This is a genomic window from Flavobacterium saliperosum (assembly GCF_900100625.1).
Lineage (GTDB): Bacteria > Bacteroidota > Bacteroidia > Flavobacteriales > Flavobacteriaceae > Flavobacterium > Flavobacterium saliperosum.
The window spans coordinates 1-19990 of sequence record NZ_FMTY01000008.1; the positions used below are offsets into that span (position 1 = coordinate 1).

18 protein-coding genes and 1 tRNA gene are annotated in these 19990 nt (G+C 41.4%); 9 read left to right on the top strand and 10 right to left on the bottom strand.

Annotated features, from left to right (window positions below; genetic code table 11):
• The 3 genes from BLQ05_RS12160 to BLQ05_RS12170 form a co-directional block, all read left to right on the top strand.
• Positions 1-1136: GEVED domain-containing protein (locus tag BLQ05_RS12160; protein WP_244884966.1), on the top strand; the 1136-nt coding region annotated here is incomplete at its 5' end.
• A gap of 123 nt (positions 1137-1259) precedes the next feature.
• Positions 1260-3161, top strand: coding sequence for a S9 family peptidase (locus BLQ05_RS12165; protein WP_023577491.1), 1902 nt, complete (start codon positions 1260-1262; stop codon positions 3159-3161).
• A 190-nt stretch (positions 3162-3351) separates the two neighbouring features.
• Complete coding sequence (locus BLQ05_RS12170) at positions 3352-4494, top strand: C1 family peptidase (protein WP_238321153.1); 1143 nt, start codon at positions 3352-3354, stop codon at positions 4492-4494.
• A 168-nt stretch (positions 4495-4662) separates the two neighbouring features.
• Here the strand turns inward: BLQ05_RS12170 and accC are convergent, their stop codons facing one another.
• The 6 genes from accC to pdxA form a co-directional block, all read right to left on the bottom strand.
• Positions 4663-6009, bottom strand: coding sequence for an acetyl-CoA carboxylase biotin carboxylase subunit (gene accC / locus BLQ05_RS12175; protein WP_023577489.1), 1347 nt, complete (start codon positions 6007-6009; stop codon positions 4663-4665).
• Positions 6010-6134: 125 nt separating this feature from the next.
• Positions 6135-6614 (bottom strand): acetyl-CoA carboxylase biotin carboxyl carrier protein, encoded by a 480-nt coding sequence (gene accB / locus BLQ05_RS12180; RefSeq protein ID WP_023577488.1) that lies wholly within the window; start codon positions 6612-6614, stop codon positions 6135-6137.
• Positions 6615-6644: 30 nt separating this feature from the next.
• Positions 6645-7643, bottom strand: coding sequence for a beta-ketoacyl-ACP synthase III (locus BLQ05_RS12185; RefSeq protein ID WP_023577487.1), 999 nt, complete (start codon positions 7641-7643; stop codon positions 6645-6647).
• Between the two features lie 165 nt (positions 7644-7808).
• A complete protein-coding gene (gene rpmF / locus BLQ05_RS12190; RefSeq protein ID WP_023577486.1) occupies positions 7809-8003 on the bottom strand; it encodes a 50S ribosomal protein L32 in 195 nt (64 codons plus the stop codon).
• A gap of 9 nt (positions 8004-8012) precedes the next feature.
• Complete coding sequence (locus BLQ05_RS12195; RefSeq protein ID WP_023577485.1) at positions 8013-8546, bottom strand: YceD family protein; 534 nt, start codon at positions 8544-8546, stop codon at positions 8013-8015.
• 70 nt (positions 8547-8616) lie between these two features.
• Positions 8617-9666 (bottom strand): 4-hydroxythreonine-4-phosphate dehydrogenase PdxA, encoded by a 1050-nt coding sequence (gene pdxA / locus BLQ05_RS12200; RefSeq protein ID WP_023577484.1) that lies wholly within the window; start codon positions 9664-9666, stop codon positions 8617-8619.
• A gap of 57 nt (positions 9667-9723) precedes the next feature.
• Here pdxA and BLQ05_RS12205 point away from each other — a divergent pair, with 57 nt between their 5' ends.
• The gene (locus BLQ05_RS12205; RefSeq protein ID WP_023577483.1) at positions 9724-10314 is read left to right on the top strand and encodes a riboflavin synthase; all 591 of its coding nucleotides are present in this window, start codon (positions 9724-9726) and stop codon (positions 10312-10314) included.
• Between the two features lie 93 nt (positions 10315-10407).
• Positions 10408-10554, top strand: coding sequence for a hypothetical protein (locus tag BLQ05_RS13800; RefSeq protein WP_023577482.1), 147 nt, complete (start codon positions 10408-10410; stop codon positions 10552-10554).
• 253 nt (positions 10555-10807) lie between these two features.
• Here the strand turns inward: BLQ05_RS13800 and BLQ05_RS12215 are convergent.
• Together BLQ05_RS12215 and mce are read right to left on the bottom strand one after the other, a co-directional pair.
• A tRNA-Ile gene (locus BLQ05_RS12215) sits at positions 10808-10881 on the bottom strand.
• 46 nt (positions 10882-10927) lie between these two features.
• A complete protein-coding gene (gene mce / locus BLQ05_RS12220; protein WP_023577481.1) occupies positions 10928-11332 on the bottom strand; it encodes a methylmalonyl-CoA epimerase in 405 nt (134 codons plus the stop codon).
• A gap of 319 nt (positions 11333-11651) precedes the next feature.
• Here mce and rbfA point away from each other — a divergent pair, with 319 nt between their 5' ends.
• The 3 genes from rbfA to BLQ05_RS12235 all read left to right on the top strand — a co-directional run bounded on the left by rbfA (position 11652) and on the right by BLQ05_RS12235 (position 14826).
• Positions 11652-12044: a 30S ribosome-binding factor RbfA gene (gene rbfA / locus BLQ05_RS12225; RefSeq protein ID WP_023577480.1), complete on the top strand. Its 393-nt coding sequence runs from the start codon at positions 11652-11654 to the stop codon at positions 12042-12044.
• A 1-nt stretch (position 12045) separates the two neighbouring features.
• The gene (locus tag BLQ05_RS12230) at positions 12046-13245 is read left to right on the top strand and encodes an ABC transporter permease (RefSeq protein ID WP_023577479.1); all 1200 of its coding nucleotides are present in this window, start codon (positions 12046-12048) and stop codon (positions 13243-13245) included.
• Between the two features lie 156 nt (positions 13246-13401).
• Positions 13402-14826: an MATE family efflux transporter gene (locus BLQ05_RS12235; RefSeq protein WP_023577478.1), complete on the top strand. Its 1425-nt coding sequence runs from the start codon at positions 13402-13404 to the stop codon at positions 14824-14826.
• 278 nt (positions 14827-15104) lie between these two features.
• Here BLQ05_RS12235 and dusB read toward each other — a convergent pair whose 3' ends face one another.
• Positions 15105-16097: a tRNA dihydrouridine synthase DusB gene (gene dusB / locus BLQ05_RS12240; RefSeq protein WP_023577477.1), complete on the bottom strand. Its 993-nt coding sequence runs from the start codon at positions 16095-16097 to the stop codon at positions 15105-15107.
• A 48-nt stretch (positions 16098-16145) separates the two neighbouring features.
• Positions 16146-17756: a hypothetical protein gene (locus BLQ05_RS12245; protein ID WP_023577476.1), complete on the bottom strand. Its 1611-nt coding sequence runs from the start codon at positions 17754-17756 to the stop codon at positions 16146-16148.
• Positions 17757-18066: 310 nt separating this feature from the next.
• Between BLQ05_RS12245 and lepA the strand changes: the two genes are divergently transcribed.
• Positions 18067-19863, top strand: a complete 1797-nt coding sequence (gene lepA, locus BLQ05_RS12250) for a translation elongation factor 4 (RefSeq protein ID WP_023577475.1) — start codon at positions 18067-18069, stop codon at positions 19861-19863.
• Positions 19864-19990 lie beyond the last annotated feature (127 nt).

Here is a 19990-nt window from a genome sequence, read left to right on the forward strand (position 1 = left end):
CGGTAACTACTACTCCGGTTTCGGGTACGTTTACTGTTTCTGCAACGGCTACGGCAACTTCAACAAGAATGCGTGTTTCTATGCGTTACAACGCCATTCCTGCTGCTTGCGGTGCCTTTGATTATGGACAGGTGGAAGATTATACGGTGAATTTAGTTACCGGAACAGCAGACACTACGGCTCCAACAGCGCCAACCAGCTTAACGGCTTCGGGAACTACGCAAACATCGACAAATTTATCTTGGACTGCAGCAACCGATAATATAGGGGTTACAGGATATGAGGTATACAGAGGATCCACTTTATTAAGTACCGTGACTACCACTTCGTATACGGCAACAGGTTTAACAGCGGCAACAGCTTATACTTTCTCGGTAAAAGCGAAAGATGCAGCCGGAAATGTTTCTGCGGCAAGTAACACCGTTAATGTAACTACGTTATCGTCATCAATCACTTACTGTACCTCACAAGGAAACAGTACGGCGGATGAGAAAATAGGTAAAGTGGTGATGGGAACCATCAACAACACTTCAACAGGAACTGCCGGATATGAAAACTTCACTTCATTATCCACAAATGCAGCACGCAGTTCTTCAAATACTATTACCATTACTCCTTCTTGGACAAGCAGTGTTTATTCTGAAGGGTATGCGGTTTGGATTGATTACAACAAAAATGGTGTTTTCACCGATGCAGGCGAATTGGTTTGGAGCAAAACGGCTTCTACCACAACTCCGGTAAGCGGAACATTTACCATCCCGGCTACTGCTGCTTTAGGTGCGACTAGAATGCGAGTTTCCATGAAATACAACGGAGTGCCGACTTCCTGTGAAGCGTTCTCCTACGGACAAGTGGAAGATTATACGATTAACATCACTTCGGCAGCAAGAGAAACGGAAGCCAGCAACACACTTTCAGCAGTTAAATTGTATCCGAATCCTGCAACGAACGTATTGAATGCAACGGAAGTTTCAGAAAACGCAACGTTCCGAGTGTATAATTTGTTGGGGCAAACAGTACTAAACGGCAAGTTCCACAACGGTTCGATTGATATTTCAAACATCGGATCCGGAAACTATATTTTAGAGATTTCCGATAATGATAACGTAACCACAAAACGTTTCATCAAGAAATAACAGCCCTTATAAAATTGAAAAAGGCCTTCCTTCGGGGAGGTCTTTTTTGTTAATTAAAAAGCAATCCAATAAGCAATCCCGATAAAATCATTAATTTTAGCCTTTCTTTCAAAAAAATCAATAATGAAAAAACTCCTTATTTTAACGCTTGGAATGATGGGATTATCAGCATCGGCTCAGGATGTAATGACACCTGAACTATTATGGAAATTAGGACGTGTGACGCCGCTAGGCATTTCCAAAGACGGGAAAAACATCGTTTACAAAGTCTCCACACCTTCTGTGGAAGAAAACAAATCGAATTCAAAATTCTATACGGTTCCGGTAAACGGAGGGGCAGCAACTGAGGTGCAGGACACCAAAGACCTGGTAAAAGACAAAAACCTTTCGGCCGACGGAAAACACAAACTGTTACACAAAGAGGTGAAAACCGAAAAAGTACTGGGAAAAGACTTGTACCCGGAACTTAAAAAAGCCGATGCTCAGGTTTACGACGGACTAGATTACCGTCACTGGGACACCTGGAACGACGGAACGCACAACCATGTTTTCTTTTCGGAGAATAACGACAAAGCCATTCCGGTAGACATCATGAAAGGAGAAGCTTTCGATACGCCGCAAAAACCTCATGGTGGTGACGAAGATTACATCTGGTCGCCCGATGGAAAAAGCATCATCTACGTTTGCAAAAAGAAATCCGGAACGGCCTATGCCATCAGTACGAATACCGATTTGTACGAATACAATCTGGAAACCAAAACCACCAAAAATCTAACCGAAACCAATTTGGGCTACGACACCCATCCTTCGTTTTCACCAACAGGTAATTTAACGTGGCTGCAAATGAAACGCGACGGTTACGAAGCCGATAAAAATGACATCATCGTTCGTTTTAAAGGAATGGACATCAATTTAACGGCCGGTTGGGACGGAACGGTAGACAATTTCAAATGGAGTGAAGACGGCAAAAAGGTGTATTTCATCGCAGCCGTTGATGGAACGAAACAACTTTTCGAAGTAAACTTCCCCGGACTGACTAGAATTGCAATTACCGTAAGACAAATTACCAATGGTGATTTCGACGTTACGGAAATCGTTGGGTTTACCGAAGGCAAAGTGATTGTGGCCAGAAACGACATGAATCATGCTTCGGAAATTTATTCTTATGATTTCAAGAAAAAAGCGTGGAAACAAATTACCAATGTAAACTCGGAGATTTACAGCAAATTGGCCTTAAGCAAAACCGAAAGACGTTATGTGACGACTACGGATGGTAAAAAAATGTTGGTTTGGGTAATCCTTCCTCCCAACTTCGATAAAACCAAAAAATACCCTACCTTATTATATTGTCAAGGCGGACCGCAAAGTGCATTAACCCAATATTATTCGTTCCGTTGGAATTTCCAGACGATGGCAGCACAAGGTTACATTGTTGTAGCACCAAACCGTCGCGGTATGCCGGGGCACGGGGTAAAATGGAACGAAGACATCAGTAAGGATTGGGGCGGACAAGTAATGGACGACTACCTTTCCGCTATTGATGATGTGGCAAAAGAATCGTATGTGGACAAAACACGTTTGGGCGCTGTAGGAGCGAGCTACGGAGGTTATTCCGTTTTCTACTTGGCCGGAATTCATCAAAACCGTTTCAAAACCTTTATCTCGCATTGCGGAGTTTTCAATCTGCAAAGCATGTACGGAACCACCGAAGAAGTATTCTTTAACAACTTCGATCACGGAGGTGCCTACTGGGAAAAAGACAATGCCGATGCACAAAAAGCCTACTCTCAGTTCAATCCAATCAACATGGTAAACAACTGGAACACACCTATTTTAATCATCCAGGGCGGAAAAGACTACCGCGTACCCATCGGACAAGGGCAGGAAGCGTTCCAGGCGGCACAACTGAAAGGCATCAAAAGCCGATTCTTACTTTTTCCGGAAGAAAACCACTGGGTGCTGAAACCGCAAAATGCGCAAGTTTGGCAACGTGAATTTTTCAAATGGCTGAAAGAAACCTTATAAAAACAAAATCCCGTCCCGTAATAAAACACGAGACGGGATTTTTTCTTAATGAAACCCTAAAATGATGTTAAAATCGTTTATCAATTGTAACAATTTATACTTTTACCAACCTATAGAGAAACCAAAAAATAAAATTATGTTATCAATTCCTATCAAACCTTTTCTTGTTGCTTCTTCGCTGATTGTGAGCATGTCATCGGCATTTGCACAGGACAATTTAGTGAATTCGCTAAAAATCAATGCCAGCGAAAAAAGTAAAGAGCTTTATAAATTTACCGATGTACTGAACATTGAGAATACTTCCGTAAAAAATCAAGGGTCTTCGGGAACTTGTTGGAGTTATTCGGCCAATTCTTTTTTAGAATCGGAAATGATTCGCATGGGTAAAAAACCGGTTGAGATTTCACAGATCTATTCCGCAAGAAATGCCTATATCGAAAAAGGACGAAATTATGTACGCATGCATGGCGCTGTGGCTTTAGGCGACGGAGGGGCATTCCATGATGTCATCAACATGTACAAAAAATATGGTGCGGTGCCACAATCGGTATATACCGGTTTAAATTACGGAACCGATAAAAATAAGTTTGCTGAAATGGCTGCTTTAACCGAAAGCCTTCTTAAAGCGGTGGTTAGCAATCCGAACGGAGAATTGACGCCGAACTGGGAAAAAGCGTATACCGCTGTAATCGATTCGTATTTAGGACAGGCTCCGAAATCGTTCCAATACAACGGAAAAACTTATACTCCGGAAACTTTTGCCAAAGAAGTGATAGGCATTAATGCCGATGACTATGTGGAAATTTCCTCCTTACAGGAATATCCGTACTACACTAAATTTACTTTAATGGTCCCAGACAACTGGTCGTTCGATCAGGTATATAATGTAAAGATGAACGAGTTAACAGAAACGATCGATCACGCTTTGAAAAACGGTTATACGGTAGCTTGGGCTGGCGACGTAAGTGAGAAAAGCTTCAGCTGGAAAAACGGAGTGGCTTTCGTTCCGGAGAAAAAAGTGGAAGACATGACAGCGGAAGAAAAAGCCGACATGTTCAACGGTCCGAAAAAAGAAATGACAGTTACCGAAGAAATGCGTCAGAAAGCCTTCGACAACTACACGACTACAGACGACCACGGCATGCACATCGTTGGAATTTCTAAAGACCAAAACGGTAAAGAATACTATATCGTGAAAAATTCCTGGGGAACGACTAACGATTATAAAGGCTATCTATACATGAGTAAGGAGTTCGCTAAATACAAAGCAACAGCAATCATGTTACACAAAAAAGCGGTTCCAACTACTATCGCTAAAAAGTTAGGTGTTTAAAAAACAGTCATCACACGAGCCGAATGGCGAACTGCGAAACAATCAAAATAAAACCCGATTCAACAAAGAGTCGGGTTTTTTATCATCTGAAACAATCAATACAAAAATTTGACATCGAAAAAGGGGTCAAAAAAAATCCCATCACGCTCTGCGGATGGGATTTTCTGTTTATTCAGGATCTTTCATTTTGAACGTTTCCATAAACTTCGTGGTGTAGTTACCGGCAACATAATCCGGCTCGTCCATCAGCTGTCTGTGGAACGGAATAGTGGTTTTGATGCCTTCAATTACGAATTCATCCAAAGCGCGTTTCATTTTATTGATGGCTTCTTCTCTGGTTTGCGCTGTTGTAATCAACTTTGCAATCATGGAATCATAATTCGACGGAATCGTGTATCCGGCATAAACGTGAGTATCCAAACGCACTCCGTGACCTCCCGGCGCATGTAAAACGGTAATTTTACCCGGAGACGGACGGAAATCGTTATATGGATCTTCCGCATTGATACGACATTCGATGGAGTGCAATTGTGGCAAATAGTTTTTACCTGAAATCGGAATTCCGGCCGCTACCATAATCTGCTCACGAATCAAATCGTAATCGATAACCTGTTCTGTAATAGGGTGTTCCACCTGAATACGGGTGTTCATTTCCATGAAGTAGAAGTTTCTGTGTTTGTCCACCAAGAACTCCACAGTCCCAGCTCCTTCGTATTTGATGAATTCAGCCGCTTTAACCGCAGCATCACCCATTTTCTCACGCAACTCGTCCGTCATGAACGGAGAAGGCGTTTCTTCTGTTAATTTTTGGTGACGACGTTGTACCGAACAGTCTCTTTCCGAAAGGTGACAGGCTTTACCGTAAGAATCACCCACAATCTGAATTTCGATATGACGGGGTTCTTCAATCAGTTTTTCCATGTACATGCCGTCGTTTCCGAAAGCGGCCGCAGCTTCCTGACGTGCACCTTCCCAAGCTTTCAGCAACTCTTCTTCTTTCCACACGGCACGCATCCCTTTTCCACCACCTCCGGCAGTTGCTTTCAACATAACCGGGTAGCCGAATTCTTTTGCAAGTTTTTTGGTTTGCTCGAAAGATTCCAACAATCCGTCGGAACCCGGTACACAAGGAACTCCTGCCGCTTTCATTGTCGCTTTTGCAGAAGCTTTGTCCCCCATCTTATCAATCATTTCCGGAGAAGCGCCGATAAATTTAATATTGTGTTCCTGGCAGATTTTAGAAAATTTCGAATTTTCGGAAAGGAACCCGTAACCAGGGTGAATCGCGTCTGCATTTGTAATTTCGGCAGCAGCAATAATATTGGACATCTTTAAATAGGAAAGATTACTTGGTGCCGGTCCGATACACACTGCTTCATCGGCAAACTTAACATGTAAGCTTTCCGCATCGACAGTGGAATACACGGCAACCGTTTTGATTCCCATTTCTCTACAGGTTCTGATGATGCGCAATGCAATCTCACCCCTGTTTGCGATTAATATTTTTTTAAACATACTTTTCAATTAGATAATTAGACAATAAATTGAATTTAGAGTTTAGAATTTAGAATTTAGAACAGAATCACTTCTATACTAAAACACTTCTAACTTCTGACTTCCGACTTCTAACTTCTAACTTTTTATGATGGATCAACTAAGAATAATGGTTGGTCGAATTCTACCGGAGAAGCATCGTCCACTAGAATTTTTACGATTTTACCGGAAACTTCCGCTTCGATTTCGTTGAATAATTTCATTGCTTCGATTACACAAACTACGTCTCCTTTCGAAATGGTGCTGCCTACTTCCACGAACATTGGTTTGTCTGGAGATGGTTTTCTGTAGAAGGTACCGATCATTGGGGATTTGATAGTAATGTATTTTGAATTCTCATCTGCTGCAGGTGCTGCAGCTACTGCTACTGGCGCCGCCGCTACTGCTACTGGTGCCGCCACTTGAGGCATTGCCTGCATAGGCATTTGCTGAATATACGTCGTTTCAGCTGCTCCAGCTTCAGTGGTTTTGATGGTGATTTTAAAATCATCCATTTCTAATTTTACTTCTGTAGCTCCTGATTTTGCTACAAATTTGATTAGGTTTTGAATTTCTCTGATATCCATACTATTCTAAATTTGGTTTTGGTTTGTTTGTTATTGTTTGTTATATGCCCATTTCAAGTAGATGGCTCCCCATGTGAAACCACCGCCAAAGGCTGCAAAAATAATATTATCTCCTTTTTTCAACTGATTTTCGAAATCACTCAACAACAATGGCAAGGTGGCCGAAGTGGTGTTTCCGTATTTTTGAATGTTGATCAGGACTTTTTCATCATCAAGTCCCATTCGGTTCGCCGTGGCATCAATGATTCGTTTGTTTGCCTGATGTGCCACTAACCAGTTCACATCGTCTTTAGACAAATTATTACGCTCCATGATTTTTTCACTCACATCGGCCATTCCGGAAACGGCATATTTGAATACCGTTTTACCATCCTGAAACACATAATGTTGCTTGTTTTTAACCGTTTCTTCCGAAGCCGGTAAAATAGAACCTCCTGCATCGATTTTCAGAAATTCCCTTCCGATTCCGTCGCTTCTAAGGTATTCATCCTGAAAACCCAATCCTTCGTTGTTCGGTTCAAACAATACGGCTCCGGCGCCATCTCCAAAGATGATGCACGTGGCTCTGTCGGTATAATCGATAATGGAAGACATTTTGTCGGCACCAATCAAAAGGACTTTTTTGTAACGTCCGGATTCGATATAGGCTGATGCGGTAGAAATTCCGTAAAGGAAGCTGGAACATGCTGCGTGAAGATCGTAGGCAAACGCATTCACGGCCCCGATTTGAGTGGCAACATACACTCCTGTTGATGCAACCGGCATATCCGGTGTTGCGGTAGCCATAATGACCAAATCGATGTCTTTCGGGTCGACTCCTGATTTTTCGAACAGATTTTGGGCTGCCCGTATTGCCATGAAAGAAGTCCCTTGTCCTTCTTCCTTCAGCATTCTTCTTTCTTTAATACCCGTACGGGAAGTAATCCATTCGTCATTCGTATCCACCATGGTTTCCAGCACCTCGTTTGATAAAACAAAGTCCGGAACGTAGGCTCCCACTGCTGTAATAGCGGCTGTCATTTTATTCATAAAAGTTGTATTTTTCTTCCTGAAAAAGAGATTTCAAAAAGTGGTGGAAATTACAAAAAAAATCCCAAACCTATATTCTTTTATTCCTACTTAATTAGTTTCGAATAGGTTTTAACAAAAAAAACTCCCACACAGTGAGAGTTTTCTCTATTCTTTTTTTTCGGATTAAGCTTCCGCTACCTGCTTGTCAATAACAACTTGACCTCTGTAGTACATTTTACCTTCATGCCAGTACGCTCTGTGGTATAAATGTGCTTCTCCAGTTATTGGACATGTTGCAATTTGAGGAGTTGTCGCTTTATAATGCGTTCTTCTCTTATCTCTTCTTGTTTTCGAGGTTTTTCTCTTAGGATGTGCCATCTTACTATATTATTTATCCGTTAATAGTTGTTTTAATTTATCCCAACGGGGATCAATATTTTCTTCTTCTTTATGTTGCTCTTTCGGAGCCAGTTCATTCAGTTTTTCAATGGCTTCGGTTTTCAAAGTACCGTCTTTCACCCCGGGGTGAATCCGTTTTGAAGGCACCGAAAGCACAATCATCTCATAGATATACTGAGCTACGTCCACCTGAAATTCCCCGTGAGGCAAAATCAGCAATTCGTCATTCTCATTATTAAAAGCATCTCCGAATTTTACAATAAGGTTCAGCTTTCCTTTTATTGGCAGATCAAAATCCTCACCGGTTAAATCACAAGGCACATTGATGGTTCCTTTGTGCTTAAAAGCAAGTTCGAGCAGCGTGCTCTTCTTATCAAAAACCAACTCCACTTTGATATTGGCGTCATTATATTCGTCAAATTCAAAGCCCTCAAAGAACTTTTTATCTATCTGATAGTCAAACTGATGTTTCCCCAACTTTAATCCCACAAACGGAATTAAAAAATCTTTCTGAATATTCATACCAACAGTTTTGAGCGTGCAAAGATATAAAATTATTGTAAATTCAAACCAGTTGTAAACATTTTTTTGTTTATAACTGTTTTTGCTTTGTTTTCAAAGGGTTTTTTACCAACTCTTTGTATTCGTTTCGGTTATGAAACACATCCAACGCCAAATATACCGCTTCTTTGAACGAGTTATAATCGGCTTGTCCTTTTCCGGCAATTTCATACGCCGTTCCGTGATCGGGCGACGTTCTTATCTTATCCAACCCGGCGGTATAATTCACGCCTTTTCCGAATGACAACGTTTTGAACGGAATCAATCCCTGATCGTGATAGGCCGCAATAACCGCATCGTATTTTTCATACTGACCCGAACCGAAGAAACTGTCAGCTGAAAACGGTCCGAATACCATCACCCCTTCCTCAAACAATTTTTTCAACGCCGGTTTGATTACCTCATCATCCTCTTTACCTATAACCCCGTGATCCCCACAATGCGGATTCAATCCCAATACCGCAATTTTTGGTTTTGTGATTCCGAAATCCTGAATCAGCGTTCTATTGATCGTTTCCAATTTGGTTCGAATCAATGCTTCGGTCAGATGTTTGGAAACCTCATTTACCGGCACATGATCGGTTAACAACCCTACACGTAGAGTATCCTGCACCATCAACATCAAGGCATTGCCTTCCAATTCCTGGTTCAGATAATCCGTATGCCCGGGAAAATGAAACTCTTCCGATTGAATGTTGTACTTATTAATAGGCGCCGTAACCAACACGTCAACCAAACCCTCTTTCAGCGCTTTTGTTGCAGCAACAAACGATTTAATGGCGTATTTCCCCACCGTCTCATCATTCACCCCAAATTCCAGATTTACTCCTTCACGCCACACATTCAGCACGTTGATTTTTCCGAAGACCATCTGATCCAGTTTATCAATCCCGTGAAGACTGGCTTCGAGATTCAGTGTTTTTTTTAAAAAGGAAAGGATTTTCACGTTGCCAAAAATAACTGGTGTGCAAAGCTCAAGCATACGGGTATCTTCAAAAGTTTTTAAAATCACTTCGCTTCCGACACCATTCAAATCTCCTATGGAAATCCCTACAATTATATTTTCTGCTTTTTTAACCATGACGACTAGTTATTTATTCCTAATTTTGGATGTGCAAATTTAGCAAAATAAATAGTTATGTTTACAGGAATTATCGAAACTCTTGGAACTATTCAGGATATTCGGAAAGAAAACGACAATATTCACGTTACCGTGGATTCTTCCCTTACCGGAGAACTGAAAATCGATCAAAGTGTTGCCCATAACGGCATCTGTCTCACCGTTGTAAAAATCGAAAACGACACTTACACCGTAACAGCAATAAAGGAAACCATCGAAAAAACCAATTTAGGAGATTGGAAAATTGGTGACAGCATCAATTTGGAACGCGCCATGCAATTAGGCGACCGTTTGGACGGCCATATTGTTCAGGGACACGTGGACCAGATTGGAATTTGCAAAAAAATCGAAGATGCCAACGGAAGTATTTACTTTACCTTTGAATACGACCCGACCCTGAACAACATCACCATTGAAAAAGGTTCGATAACCGTTAATGGCGTAAGTCTGACCGTGGTCAACTCAAAACAAAACGAATTTAGCGTAGCCATCATCCCTTATACTTTGGAGCACACCAACTTCAAAAATTTTAAAGTGGGAACAAAAATCAATCTCGAATTTGATGTTGTGGGAAAATATGTCGCGCGATTACACGAATTGGGAAAATAAAAAAAAGCTTCAAATTAATTTGAAGCTTTTTTTGTACTTATATTTCTAAAATAATAAACGGCTAAACCTAACGCACCTACTAAAAGAACAGCAATGCCTGCATCAACAGGAAGTCCTGGCGGCGGAGTTGGTGGCGGTGGCGGTGGTGCTTCCTGCGAAAAAGCTACTGAAGCATTTAACAATACTACCGCACTCAATATTATTTTATGTAGGCTATTTTTCATGGGCGTAAAAATATGAAAATTAACTTCCCGACAAAAAAGAAATTTATTTTTTTATCAAAATTTAATATTCTGTTTATATTTTATCAGAACAACATTATCATTAATCGGAAATTTAACTCTTAAATACCGATACCTTTTTAACGAAAATAAAAAGATTTTTCTATAAAACAATAATTTTTAGAAAAAAATCTTAATTTTTTCATAAATAAAAAATTGCAACATCTGTAAACCTTGGCAAAAAGCCTCCTTTCGAAGGCTTTTTACAGTTGTGGTCCCACCTGGGCTCGAACCAGGGACCACCTGATTATGAGTCAGGTGCTCTAACCAACTGAGCTATAGGACCGGTTTAGAGGTTGCAATAATACCACTATTTTTTGTGCTGACAAAAATTAATTGGGGTTTTCTTGACATAATTCTATCAAAACCCCATTTGTTCCTTTAGGATGCAGAAACGCAACCAGCTTATTATCAGCGCCTTTTTTAGGAATTTCGTTTAAAACCGTAAACCCTTCCTTTTTTAATCTTTCCATTTCAGCCACGATGTCTTCCACATCAAAAGCGATATGGTGAATCCCCTCTCCTTTTTTTTCAATGAATTTTGCAATAGGACTTTCCGGATTGGTGGCTTCCAATAATTCAATCTTATTGGGGCCATTCATGAAAAATGAAGTTTTCACCCCTTCGCTTTCCACTTCCTCCTGTTTGTAAGCCGGCGCTCCGAATAGTTTTTCGAAAAGCAGGTTGGACGTTTCCAGATTTTTTACCGCAATACCTATATGTTCTATTTTTCTCATTTTTTATCATTGCGAGGAACGAAACAATCTCGCGTCTAATTATTAATTCTTTGAACCGCAAAGTTCGCAAAGTTTTTACACTATTCACAAAAAAATTAAAATGGTTTTTCCCATAGCCCTGATGGGAGTGGCATCCTCGCCGCATCGCGGAGAGATATAACGGACAGCAGGAAAAAGGATTATCGAAAAGCCCGAACCTTTCGCTCCAAAAAGAAAAACTTAACCCAAAACATTGTCTTTTTGCCACTTTGACCCGAGCCTTTTTTAGGCGAACTGATGAAATAAACTTTGTAACTTAAAAAAATCGTATTTTTGCCCCATGGAAACAAACAGACAAAAAAAGATAGGAACGGTTTTGCAAAAGGATTTGGTGGATATTTTGCAGGGAGAAGTGCGTAAAAACGGAATCAGCAATCTGATTATTTCTGTCTCGAAAGTGAACGTGACAACGGATTTATCGGTGGCGAAAGTCTATTTAAGCATTTTTCCGGTAGACAAAGGTCCGGAACTCCTGGCCGCGATTCGCACCAACACCCCATTAATCAAACACGATTTGGCGCAACGCGTAAAACAACAATTGCGTCGTGTTCCGAATCTGACTTTTTACATCGATGACAGTTTGGACTACATCGAAAAAATCGATACCGCTTTAAAAGGCGAAGAAAACCCGATTGAAAACCGTGACCTTTTAGCCAAAAGAAAGAAATCGTAATTTGAATTTTCCGTTTTACATAGCACGCCGCTACACGGTCAGTTTCAGTAAAAGTACTGCCATCAATATCATTACCGGCATTGCAACCGTTGGAATTGTTGTTAGTGCCATGGCGCTCTTTGTGGTCTTATCCGTTTTTAGCGGATTGCGGGAATTCAGTCTTTCGTTTGCCAATGAAACGGATCCCGATTTAAAAATCACCAATTCGGTTGGAAAATCGTTGGTTATTACGCCCGAACAGCTAAACCGGTTGTCTCAATCAAAAACTATTGCGCTGTACAGCAAAACCATTGAAGAACGGGTGCTTTTTTCCTTTAACGGAAAACAGGAAGTGGCTTATTTAAAGGGCGTGGACAGTATTTTCAAAAAAACCAACCCGTTCGAAAAGAAAATCTATGCCGGACAGTGGCTTACCCCAAACACGTCGCAGGTAGTCGTAGGCTACGGCATTGCCAATAAACTTTCGATGGGTTTGTTTGACTTCAACAATCATCTGGAAGTTTTTGTTCCGAAACCGGGCAAAGGCACCATTGAAAATCCGAATGAAGCATTTAACGAAGCGTTTTTAACTCCGATAGGCATCTATGCGATTAATGATGATTTGGACCGAAAATATGTTTTTACCGATTTGGCTTTGGCACAGGAATTACTGCAATACCAACCCAATCAGGTTAGCGCGATTGAACTGAAACTGAAATCCGGGGCTGTCGAAGAAGATGCGGTTGCCGAACTTCAGGACATTTTCAACCATAAGGTTTCCGTCAAAACCCGGGCGCAACTGAACGACAGTTTGTACAAAATGCTCAATACCGAAAACATTGCCGTATACCTCATCTTTACTTTGGTGATTATTGTGGCCCTTTTTAATTTGGTGGGCGCTTTGATTATGATGATCCTGGACAAGAAAGCCAACCTGAAAACGCTTTTCAATCTGGGAGCCGAAATCCAACATCTGAGAAACATTTTCTTACTGCAGGGAAGTTTGTTGACTTTTTTTGGCGGTAGTATCGGATTGCTTCTCGGAATTGCCTTTGTGATTTTACAGCAACAATTTGCCCTGATTATGATTACGCCTTCGATGGCCTACCCGATTCAGTTTGAACTGCTAAATATTGTAATTGTTCTTGGCACCATTGCCGCACTTGGCTTAATCGCTTCCTGGATTGCCTCGAGCCGCGTGAGCAAAAATCTACTCGATTAATTCCACTTCGGATTTTATTTTTATATTTGTCTCTCTTATAATTGAACGCCCATGATTGTTTTTGTCTAGTCCCTTACTTATCGGGAGATAATTAGGACACCTGTTTCAACCGAGTTTTTCAACCCGGAACGTATCATTTATTTATCCTGACTTATCATGACAGAAACATCAAAACACTCTATACTTTTTCGAATTTTTTCAACTCTTAAATCCGCTATTAAAGGCGACGACTCCTTCGATTACACTACCGGAAGCATTAAAAAAGCCGTTATTCTTTTAGCCATTCCGATGGTTTTGGAAATGATGATGGAATCCGTTTTCGCTTTGGTCGATTTGTACTTCGTGGGGCATTTGGAACACAGCAGTTTTGCGATTCAAACGGTGGGTTTGACCGAATCGGTGATTACCATAATCTACTCGTTAGCCATCGGAATCAGCATGGCGGCCACCGCGGTTGTAGCGCGACGCATTGGAGAAAAAGATCCGGTTGCCGCTGCCAAAGCCGGAATGCAAGCCATTATTATTGCTTTTGTAATCAATACGGTAATCAGCGTCTTCGGGTTTATTTATGCCAAAGACATTTTACTGATTATGGGCGCTTCCCAGGAGGCGGCCGATTACGGCGTGAATTTCACCCGAATCATGATGGGCGGAAGCTTGTGCATCATGCTTTTGTTCCTAATTAACGGGATTTTCCGCGGGGCCGGAAATGCCGCTATTGCGATGCGCAGTTTGTGGTTGGCGAATCTCTGTAACATTATTTTGTGTCCGATTTTAATCAACGGCTTCGGACCGATTCCTGCTTTCGGACTGGTTGGCGCTGCGATGGCCACCACTACCGGAAGAAGCATTGGCGTGTTGTACCAATTGTATCATTTATTCAACGGCAGAGGCATCCTGAAAATCATCCCGTCCTATTTTATTCCCGATTTTGAGCAGATTAAAAACATTGCCAAAATTGCTGCTCCGGGCGTTTTACAATTCGTAATCGCTTCCTGCAGCTGGATTTTCTTAGCGCAATTGGTAGCAACAACCGGAGGCGACGAAGGTTCGGCGGGGTATCAGACCGCATTGCGGATTATGATGTTTTTCATCCTTCCGGCCTGGGGTTTGAGCAATGCCGCAGCGACTTTGGTGGGGCAGAATTTAGGCGCTCAACAAATTGAACGCGCTGAAAAATCGGTTTACACCACCGCGAAATACAATACGATGTTCATGGCGACCATCATGGTAATCACCTTGCTTTTTGCACGTTATATCGTTTCCTTTTTCACGAATGACATCATAGTGCAAAATATTGCCGTGGAAGCCCTGCAAACCATGAGTCTGGGTTATGTGTTCTATGGTATCGGAATGGTACTGATCAACACCTTTAACGGAGCAGGAGATACCTGGACGCCGACCTGGGTGAACTTTTTCGGATTCTGGCTGTTCCAGATTCCGTTGGCATATCTCTTGGCGAAACATTTTAAGATGGGTCCTACCGGCGTTTTTATGGCGGTGCCGATTGCCGAAACCGCGATAACACTGGCGAGTATTGTACTCTATAAAAAAGGGAAGTGGAAAAAAATACAGGTTTAGTCTAACCGCAAATTTAATTTAACCGCAAAGAACGCGAGGGAGGCGCTAAGTACACAAAGATTTCTTATCCAACCTAAAAAACAACCGCAGATTCCCAGATTAAAAACCTAATCTATACAAATAATCTGCGAATCTGCGGTAAAATTTAAAAAACCTGATGCAAATCACATCACATAGTTTAACTATTCAGAGCTCAACAAAAAGCCCGTCAAATTCTAAATTAAACGGGCTTTTCTCTTTCAAATCCATGAAGTTGCGGAAACCCTGCAGGATAGAAATTATACTATCTGATAATCCGAATACGCATCACGGATCTCATCAAAAATTTTCATTAATTCTTCTGGGCTGTCGTTGGTGACTAACTTTTGGCGGTATTCTTTAAAGCTGTGGATGCCTTTGAAATAGTTGGTGTAATGACGACGCATTTCTACAATTCCCACGCGTTCGCCTTTCCATTCCATCGACCAGGTCAGATGGTTTTGGGCGGCTTGGATACGGGCTTCCATATCGGGTGGCGGTAACAATTCGCCGGTTTTGAAATAATGTTTGATTTCGTCGAAAATCCACGGATAACCGATCGCGGCGCGACCGATCATCATCCCGTCCAGACCGTATTTGTTTTTGTATTCCAATGCTTTTTGAGGTGAATCGATATCGCCGTTTCCAAAAATCGGCATGGTGATGCGCGGATTGTTTTTCACGCGTTCGATGTGCGACCAGTCGGAATGCCCTTTGTACATTTGGGCACGGGTTCTCGCATGAACCGTCAGCGCTTGTACGCCTATATCCTGCAACCGTTCGGCTACCTCATCGATATTGATGGAACTTTCGTCCCAACCCAAACGGGTTTTTACCGTAACCGGAAGATTCGTTCCTTTGATAACCGCTTTGGTCAAACGCACCATTAAGTCGACGTCTTTTAAAACACCGGCACCGGCACCTTTGCATACCACTTTTTTTACCGGACAACCGAAATTGATATCCACCAAATCGGGCTGTACCGTATCAACAATTTTAGCGGATAACTCCATAGCTTCCTCGTCACCACCGAAAATCTGGATACCGACAGGGCGTTCGTAATCGAAAATATCCAGTTTCATTCGGCTTTTCATGGCATCACGAATCAGTCCTTCACTGGAAATAAATTCCGAGTACATCAGATCGGCGCCGTGCTGCTTGCACAAACGACGAAACGGTGGGTCACTCACGTCTTCCATAGGCGCGAGCAGTAAAGGGAAATCGGGTAATTCTATGTTGCCAATCTTGACCATCTTCTTCATTTTGCTGCAAAATTACGATATTTTAGACCAAATAGAAGCTTATTTTAGATCTACCTTAATCATAATGTCTTCTTTGTCTTTTTTATATGCTTCGAAAATGAATGAATTTTCTCTTATTTTCAAAAAGCGGTTCATAGCGAATTTGTGCAGCTTGAACCCATTGATTTCGGTGGTATTTAAAATAAATTCTTTGGTAAAGCTTCCGTCTTTATCTGAAACCTTTGCAATTGTTAAATCTGCAGTAGCATTATGAGGTTTTGCATCCGCAGGTAATTTCAGATTTTTTACGTTATCCACAAACACTAAACATGGATTGTTATCTATTTTAAAATAGCGGTATGAAAACGGTTGGTTTTCATTTAAGGCCCTTTGATTTTTTGGTATTCTATTCATGAATGCTAATTTGCCGGCAGCATCTATTTTAGAAATCAGAATGTCGTCAAATTTATATTCTGTAAAACCCCCTCCGCCTTTTATTTCCATATGATACTGCTCGCCAATAACAATCATACTGCCGTCTTGCATAATGTCTATATCTCTAAGTTCCAGGTAGGGTAATTTATCATCTTTCTTTTTATCTGATGTCTCATACTTGTTTATCAGATTGTCTGCAATTTCATAATGTGCCTCACCGAAAATTTTTCCCTCCGGGCCAACCTTAAAAACCACAATACCTTTGCAGTCATCAAAATTCGACTGCTTAGCCGACATGACTCCTGCTTTCCTTAACCTTTCACCGCTGCTGTACAGCCCCACGCAAAAGAGGTAACCCAGGCCCGAATCCTTAATCCATAACTGATTAATGAACTTATCCTTATTATCATATTGTGTGATCTCTATCTTATCTGATCCTGATTTGATTATGAATAATTCAATATGATAATTCGCTGTCAGATCCGACTTGTTTTTTTTATCATCATTGCTGTCGTCGTGGTAGACTTTGGTCAGAAGGTATAGGTTCCCTTTATTGTCGACCTGGTAATCTAGATTATTCATCTTCCTTTCGGTATACGGCATTTTAATTTCCTTTTCAAAACCGGCATTTAAACTCTCATCATAGAGGTGAAGTCCGATAATATCAAAACTCGCCTTATCGTTTTTCTTTGCCGGAACTTTTCGGTACTGAATCAAGAGATTGCTTTTATCCTGCGCCTGTATAAAATCGAATTTATCTTCGATGGAAGTGCCCAAATTGAAAAATCCGTAGGCTTTTTTCACACCCGATATTTTTCCATCTGCGGCAAATAAAAGTTTCGGCTGTCCGATAAACTCTCCTTTGGCAAAATCGATTTCAATGGAGAACAATTGCTCTTCCTCTTTTTTTCCGTCCCAGACCGAAAAGAAGAAATAATAGTGTTGGCCGACTTCAATAATGTCCTCAATCTTGAAATTACCGGGAAAAAAGCCGTCGTATTTCTTATCTTTTACCAATGAAGGCGTGGCGGACTCAAATTTTTGAATGATGGTATGACTTCTAATGAATTTAACCGTCATTATTTCATCCCCTTTTGAGAAATAATAGATGTTGTCAAAGTCAAAAACCCGGTACGGTTGCCCGATTTTATACGGGAAGTTTGCCGCCGATTTCTGAGCGTTTAAATGATTTGCTGAGGCCAACAGAAAAAGTAAAACATAAAAATAGTTTTTCATTTGAAGATGATTTCACGAGATTAATGGCAAATATATCAAAAATGACATATAATAAATCTGCGCATTAAGCGCTTAATAACGCAACTACTTTGACAATGGATAACTTTACCTATATTTGCAGATTAATCACTACCTTTAGTAGTATTAGAGTAGTATGCGTTAGGGATTGCAGCGGCATCCTTTTGTGCAGCGTCAGCGGAACAAAAGATACAGCGAAAAGCCCGGCCTGAAAGGAAACGCCCAAAAAAAGACAAAGAACGAAGATGGCATGCGAAGCATTACATGTTTCCGCTAAAAATAGACGATTGACATGAAACATATTAGAAATTTCTGCATTATTGCACACATTGACCACGGAAAAAGTACGTTGGCCGACCGTTTGCTTGGGGCCACACAAACCGTTACGGCGCGTGAGGAAAAAGCACAATTGTTGGATAACATGGACTTGGAGCGTGAACGTGGGATTACGATTAAGAGTCACGCCATCCAGATGGAATACACCTATAAGGGCGAACAATATATCCTGAATCTGATTGACACTCCCGGACACGTGGATTTCTCCTACGAGGTTTCGCGTTCGATTGCCGCTTGCGAAGGCGCGCTTTTGATTGTGGATGCAGCACAAAGCATTCAGGCACAAACAATTTCGAATTTATACCTTGCTTTAGAGAACGACCTGGAAATCATTCCGGTACTGAACAAAGTGGATTTGCCGAGCGCGAATCCGGAAGAAGTGAGCGACGATATTATTGACTTGTTAGGTTGTAAATTAGAAGATATCATTCATGCTTCGGGGAAAACCGGCTATGGCGTGGAGAATATTCTGGCAGCGATTATCGAACGCATTCCGGCTCCGAAAGGCGATCCGAACGAACCGTTACAGGCGTTGATATTTGACTCGGTGTACAATCCGTTCCGCGGTATTGAAGTTATTTTCCGAGTAAAAAACGGGGAAATCCGTAAAGGTCAGAAAATTAAATTCATGGCGACGGGGAACGAATATTTTGCCGATGAAATCGGGACGCTGAAATTAAACCAAGTGCCGAAGCAAGTAATTTCTGCAGGAGATGTTGGTTATTTGATTTCCGGAATTAAAGAAGCGAAAGAAGTAAAAGTGGGTGATACGTTAACCGACGCCAAAACCCCTACTACTAATATGATTACCGGTTTCGAAGATGTGAAACCGATGGTATTTGCCGGAATTTATCCGGTGGACACCGAAGACTATGAAGACTTGCGTGCGTCGATGGAAAAACTGCAACTGAACGATGCTTCGTTGGTATTTACCGCAGAAAGTTCGGCGGCGTTAGGGTTTGGTTTCCGATGCGGGTTTCTGGGAATGCTGCACATGGAAATTATTCAGGAACGTTTGGAGCGTGAATTCGACATGACGGTAATCACCACGGTGCCCAACGTATCGTATCTAGCGTATACCAAAAAAGAGCCGGAAGTGGCACTTGTGGTAAACAACCCATCGGATTTACCGGAACCATCCAAATTAGACAGAGTTGAAGAACCTTATATCAAAGCTACAATTATCACCAAAGCGGATTTCGTAGGGAACGTAATGAGTTTGTGTATTGAAAAACGCGGACTGATTACCAACCAAACCTATCTGACCACGGAACGTGTGGAGCTGAATTTCGATATGCCGTTGGCGGAAATCGTATTCGACTTCTACGACCGTTTGAAAACGGTTTCCAAAGGATACGCTTCGTTTGACTATACGCCCATCGGGATGCGTACTTCGAAATTGGTAAAACTGGATGTGTTATTGAATGCACAATCGGTGGATGCGCTTTCGGCGTTGATTCACGAGGACAATGCGTACAACATCGGTAAGAAAATGTGTGAGAAATTGCGCGAACTGATTCCGAGACAACAATTTGACATTCCGATTCAGGCAGCGATTGGTGCGAAAATCATCGCGCGTGAAACCATTAAGGCTTTACGTAAGGACGTTACCGCTAAATGTTACGGAGGAGATATTTCCCGTAAACGTAAATTGTTGGAAAAACAGAAAAAAGGTAAAAAACGTATGCGTCAGGTGGGTAACGTAGAGATTCCGCAAGAAGCGTTTATGGCCGTATTGAAATTGAACGATTAATTTTCTTTAGAGCAAAGAAAATAGAGAAGAGAATAAAGAGAACCCTGATTGCGAAAGCAGTCGGGTTTTTTGTTTGGGATAATCCTTTGTACCTTTGCAATTCGAAACCTTTTATAATTAACAACTA

Bases quoted from the DNA above. Each gene is read 5' to 3' on its own strand.
- BLQ05_RS13800 (WP_023577482.1), top strand. From the start codon at position 10,408: ATGCCTGCATCAACAGGAAGTCCTGGCGGCGGAGTTGGTGGCGGTGGC.
- BLQ05_RS12195 (WP_023577485.1), bottom strand. From the start codon at position 8,546: ATGAATATTCAGAAAGATTTTTTAATTCCGTTTGTGGGATTAAAGTTG.
- dusB (WP_023577477.1), bottom strand. From the start codon at position 16,097: ATGGTCAAGATTGGCAACATAGAATTACCCGATTTCCCTTTACTGCTC.
- pdxA (WP_023577484.1), bottom strand. From the start codon at position 9,666: ATGGTTAAAAAAGCAGAAAATATAATTGTAGGGATTTCCATAGGAGAT.
- rpmF (WP_023577486.1), bottom strand. From the start codon at position 8,003: ATGGCACATCCTAAGAGAAAAACCTCGAAAACAAGAAGAGATAAGAGA.
- BLQ05_RS12185 (WP_023577487.1), bottom strand. From the start codon at position 7,643: ATGAATAAAATGACAGCCGCTATTACAGCAGTGGGAGCCTACGTTCCG.
- BLQ05_RS12235 (WP_023577478.1), top strand. From the start codon at position 13,402: ATGACAGAAACATCAAAACACTCTATACTTTTTCGAATTTTTTCAACT.
- mce (WP_023577481.1), bottom strand. From the start codon at position 11,332: ATGAGAAAAATAGAACATATAGGTATTGCGGTAAAAAATCTGGAAACG.
- lepA (WP_023577475.1), top strand. From the start codon at position 18,067: ATGAAACATATTAGAAATTTCTGCATTATTGCACACATTGACCACGGA.
- BLQ05_RS12165 (WP_023577491.1), top strand. From the start codon at position 1,260: ATGAAAAAACTCCTTATTTTAACGCTTGGAATGATGGGATTATCAGCA.
- BLQ05_RS12245 (WP_023577476.1), bottom strand. From the start codon at position 17,756: ATGAAAAACTATTTTTATGTTTTACTTTTTCTGTTGGCCTCAGCAAAT.
- BLQ05_RS12170 (WP_238321153.1), top strand. From the start codon at position 3,352: ATGTCATCGGCATTTGCACAGGACAATTTAGTGAATTCGCTAAAAATC.
- BLQ05_RS12205 (WP_023577483.1), top strand. From the start codon at position 9,724: ATGTTTACAGGAATTATCGAAACTCTTGGAACTATTCAGGATATTCGG.
- accC (WP_023577489.1), bottom strand. From the start codon at position 6,009: ATGTTTAAAAAAATATTAATCGCAAACAGGGGTGAGATTGCATTGCGC.
- rbfA (WP_023577480.1), top strand. From the start codon at position 11,652: ATGGAAACAAACAGACAAAAAAAGATAGGAACGGTTTTGCAAAAGGAT.
- accB (WP_023577488.1), bottom strand. From the start codon at position 6,614: ATGGATATCAGAGAAATTCAAAACCTAATCAAATTTGTAGCAAAATCA.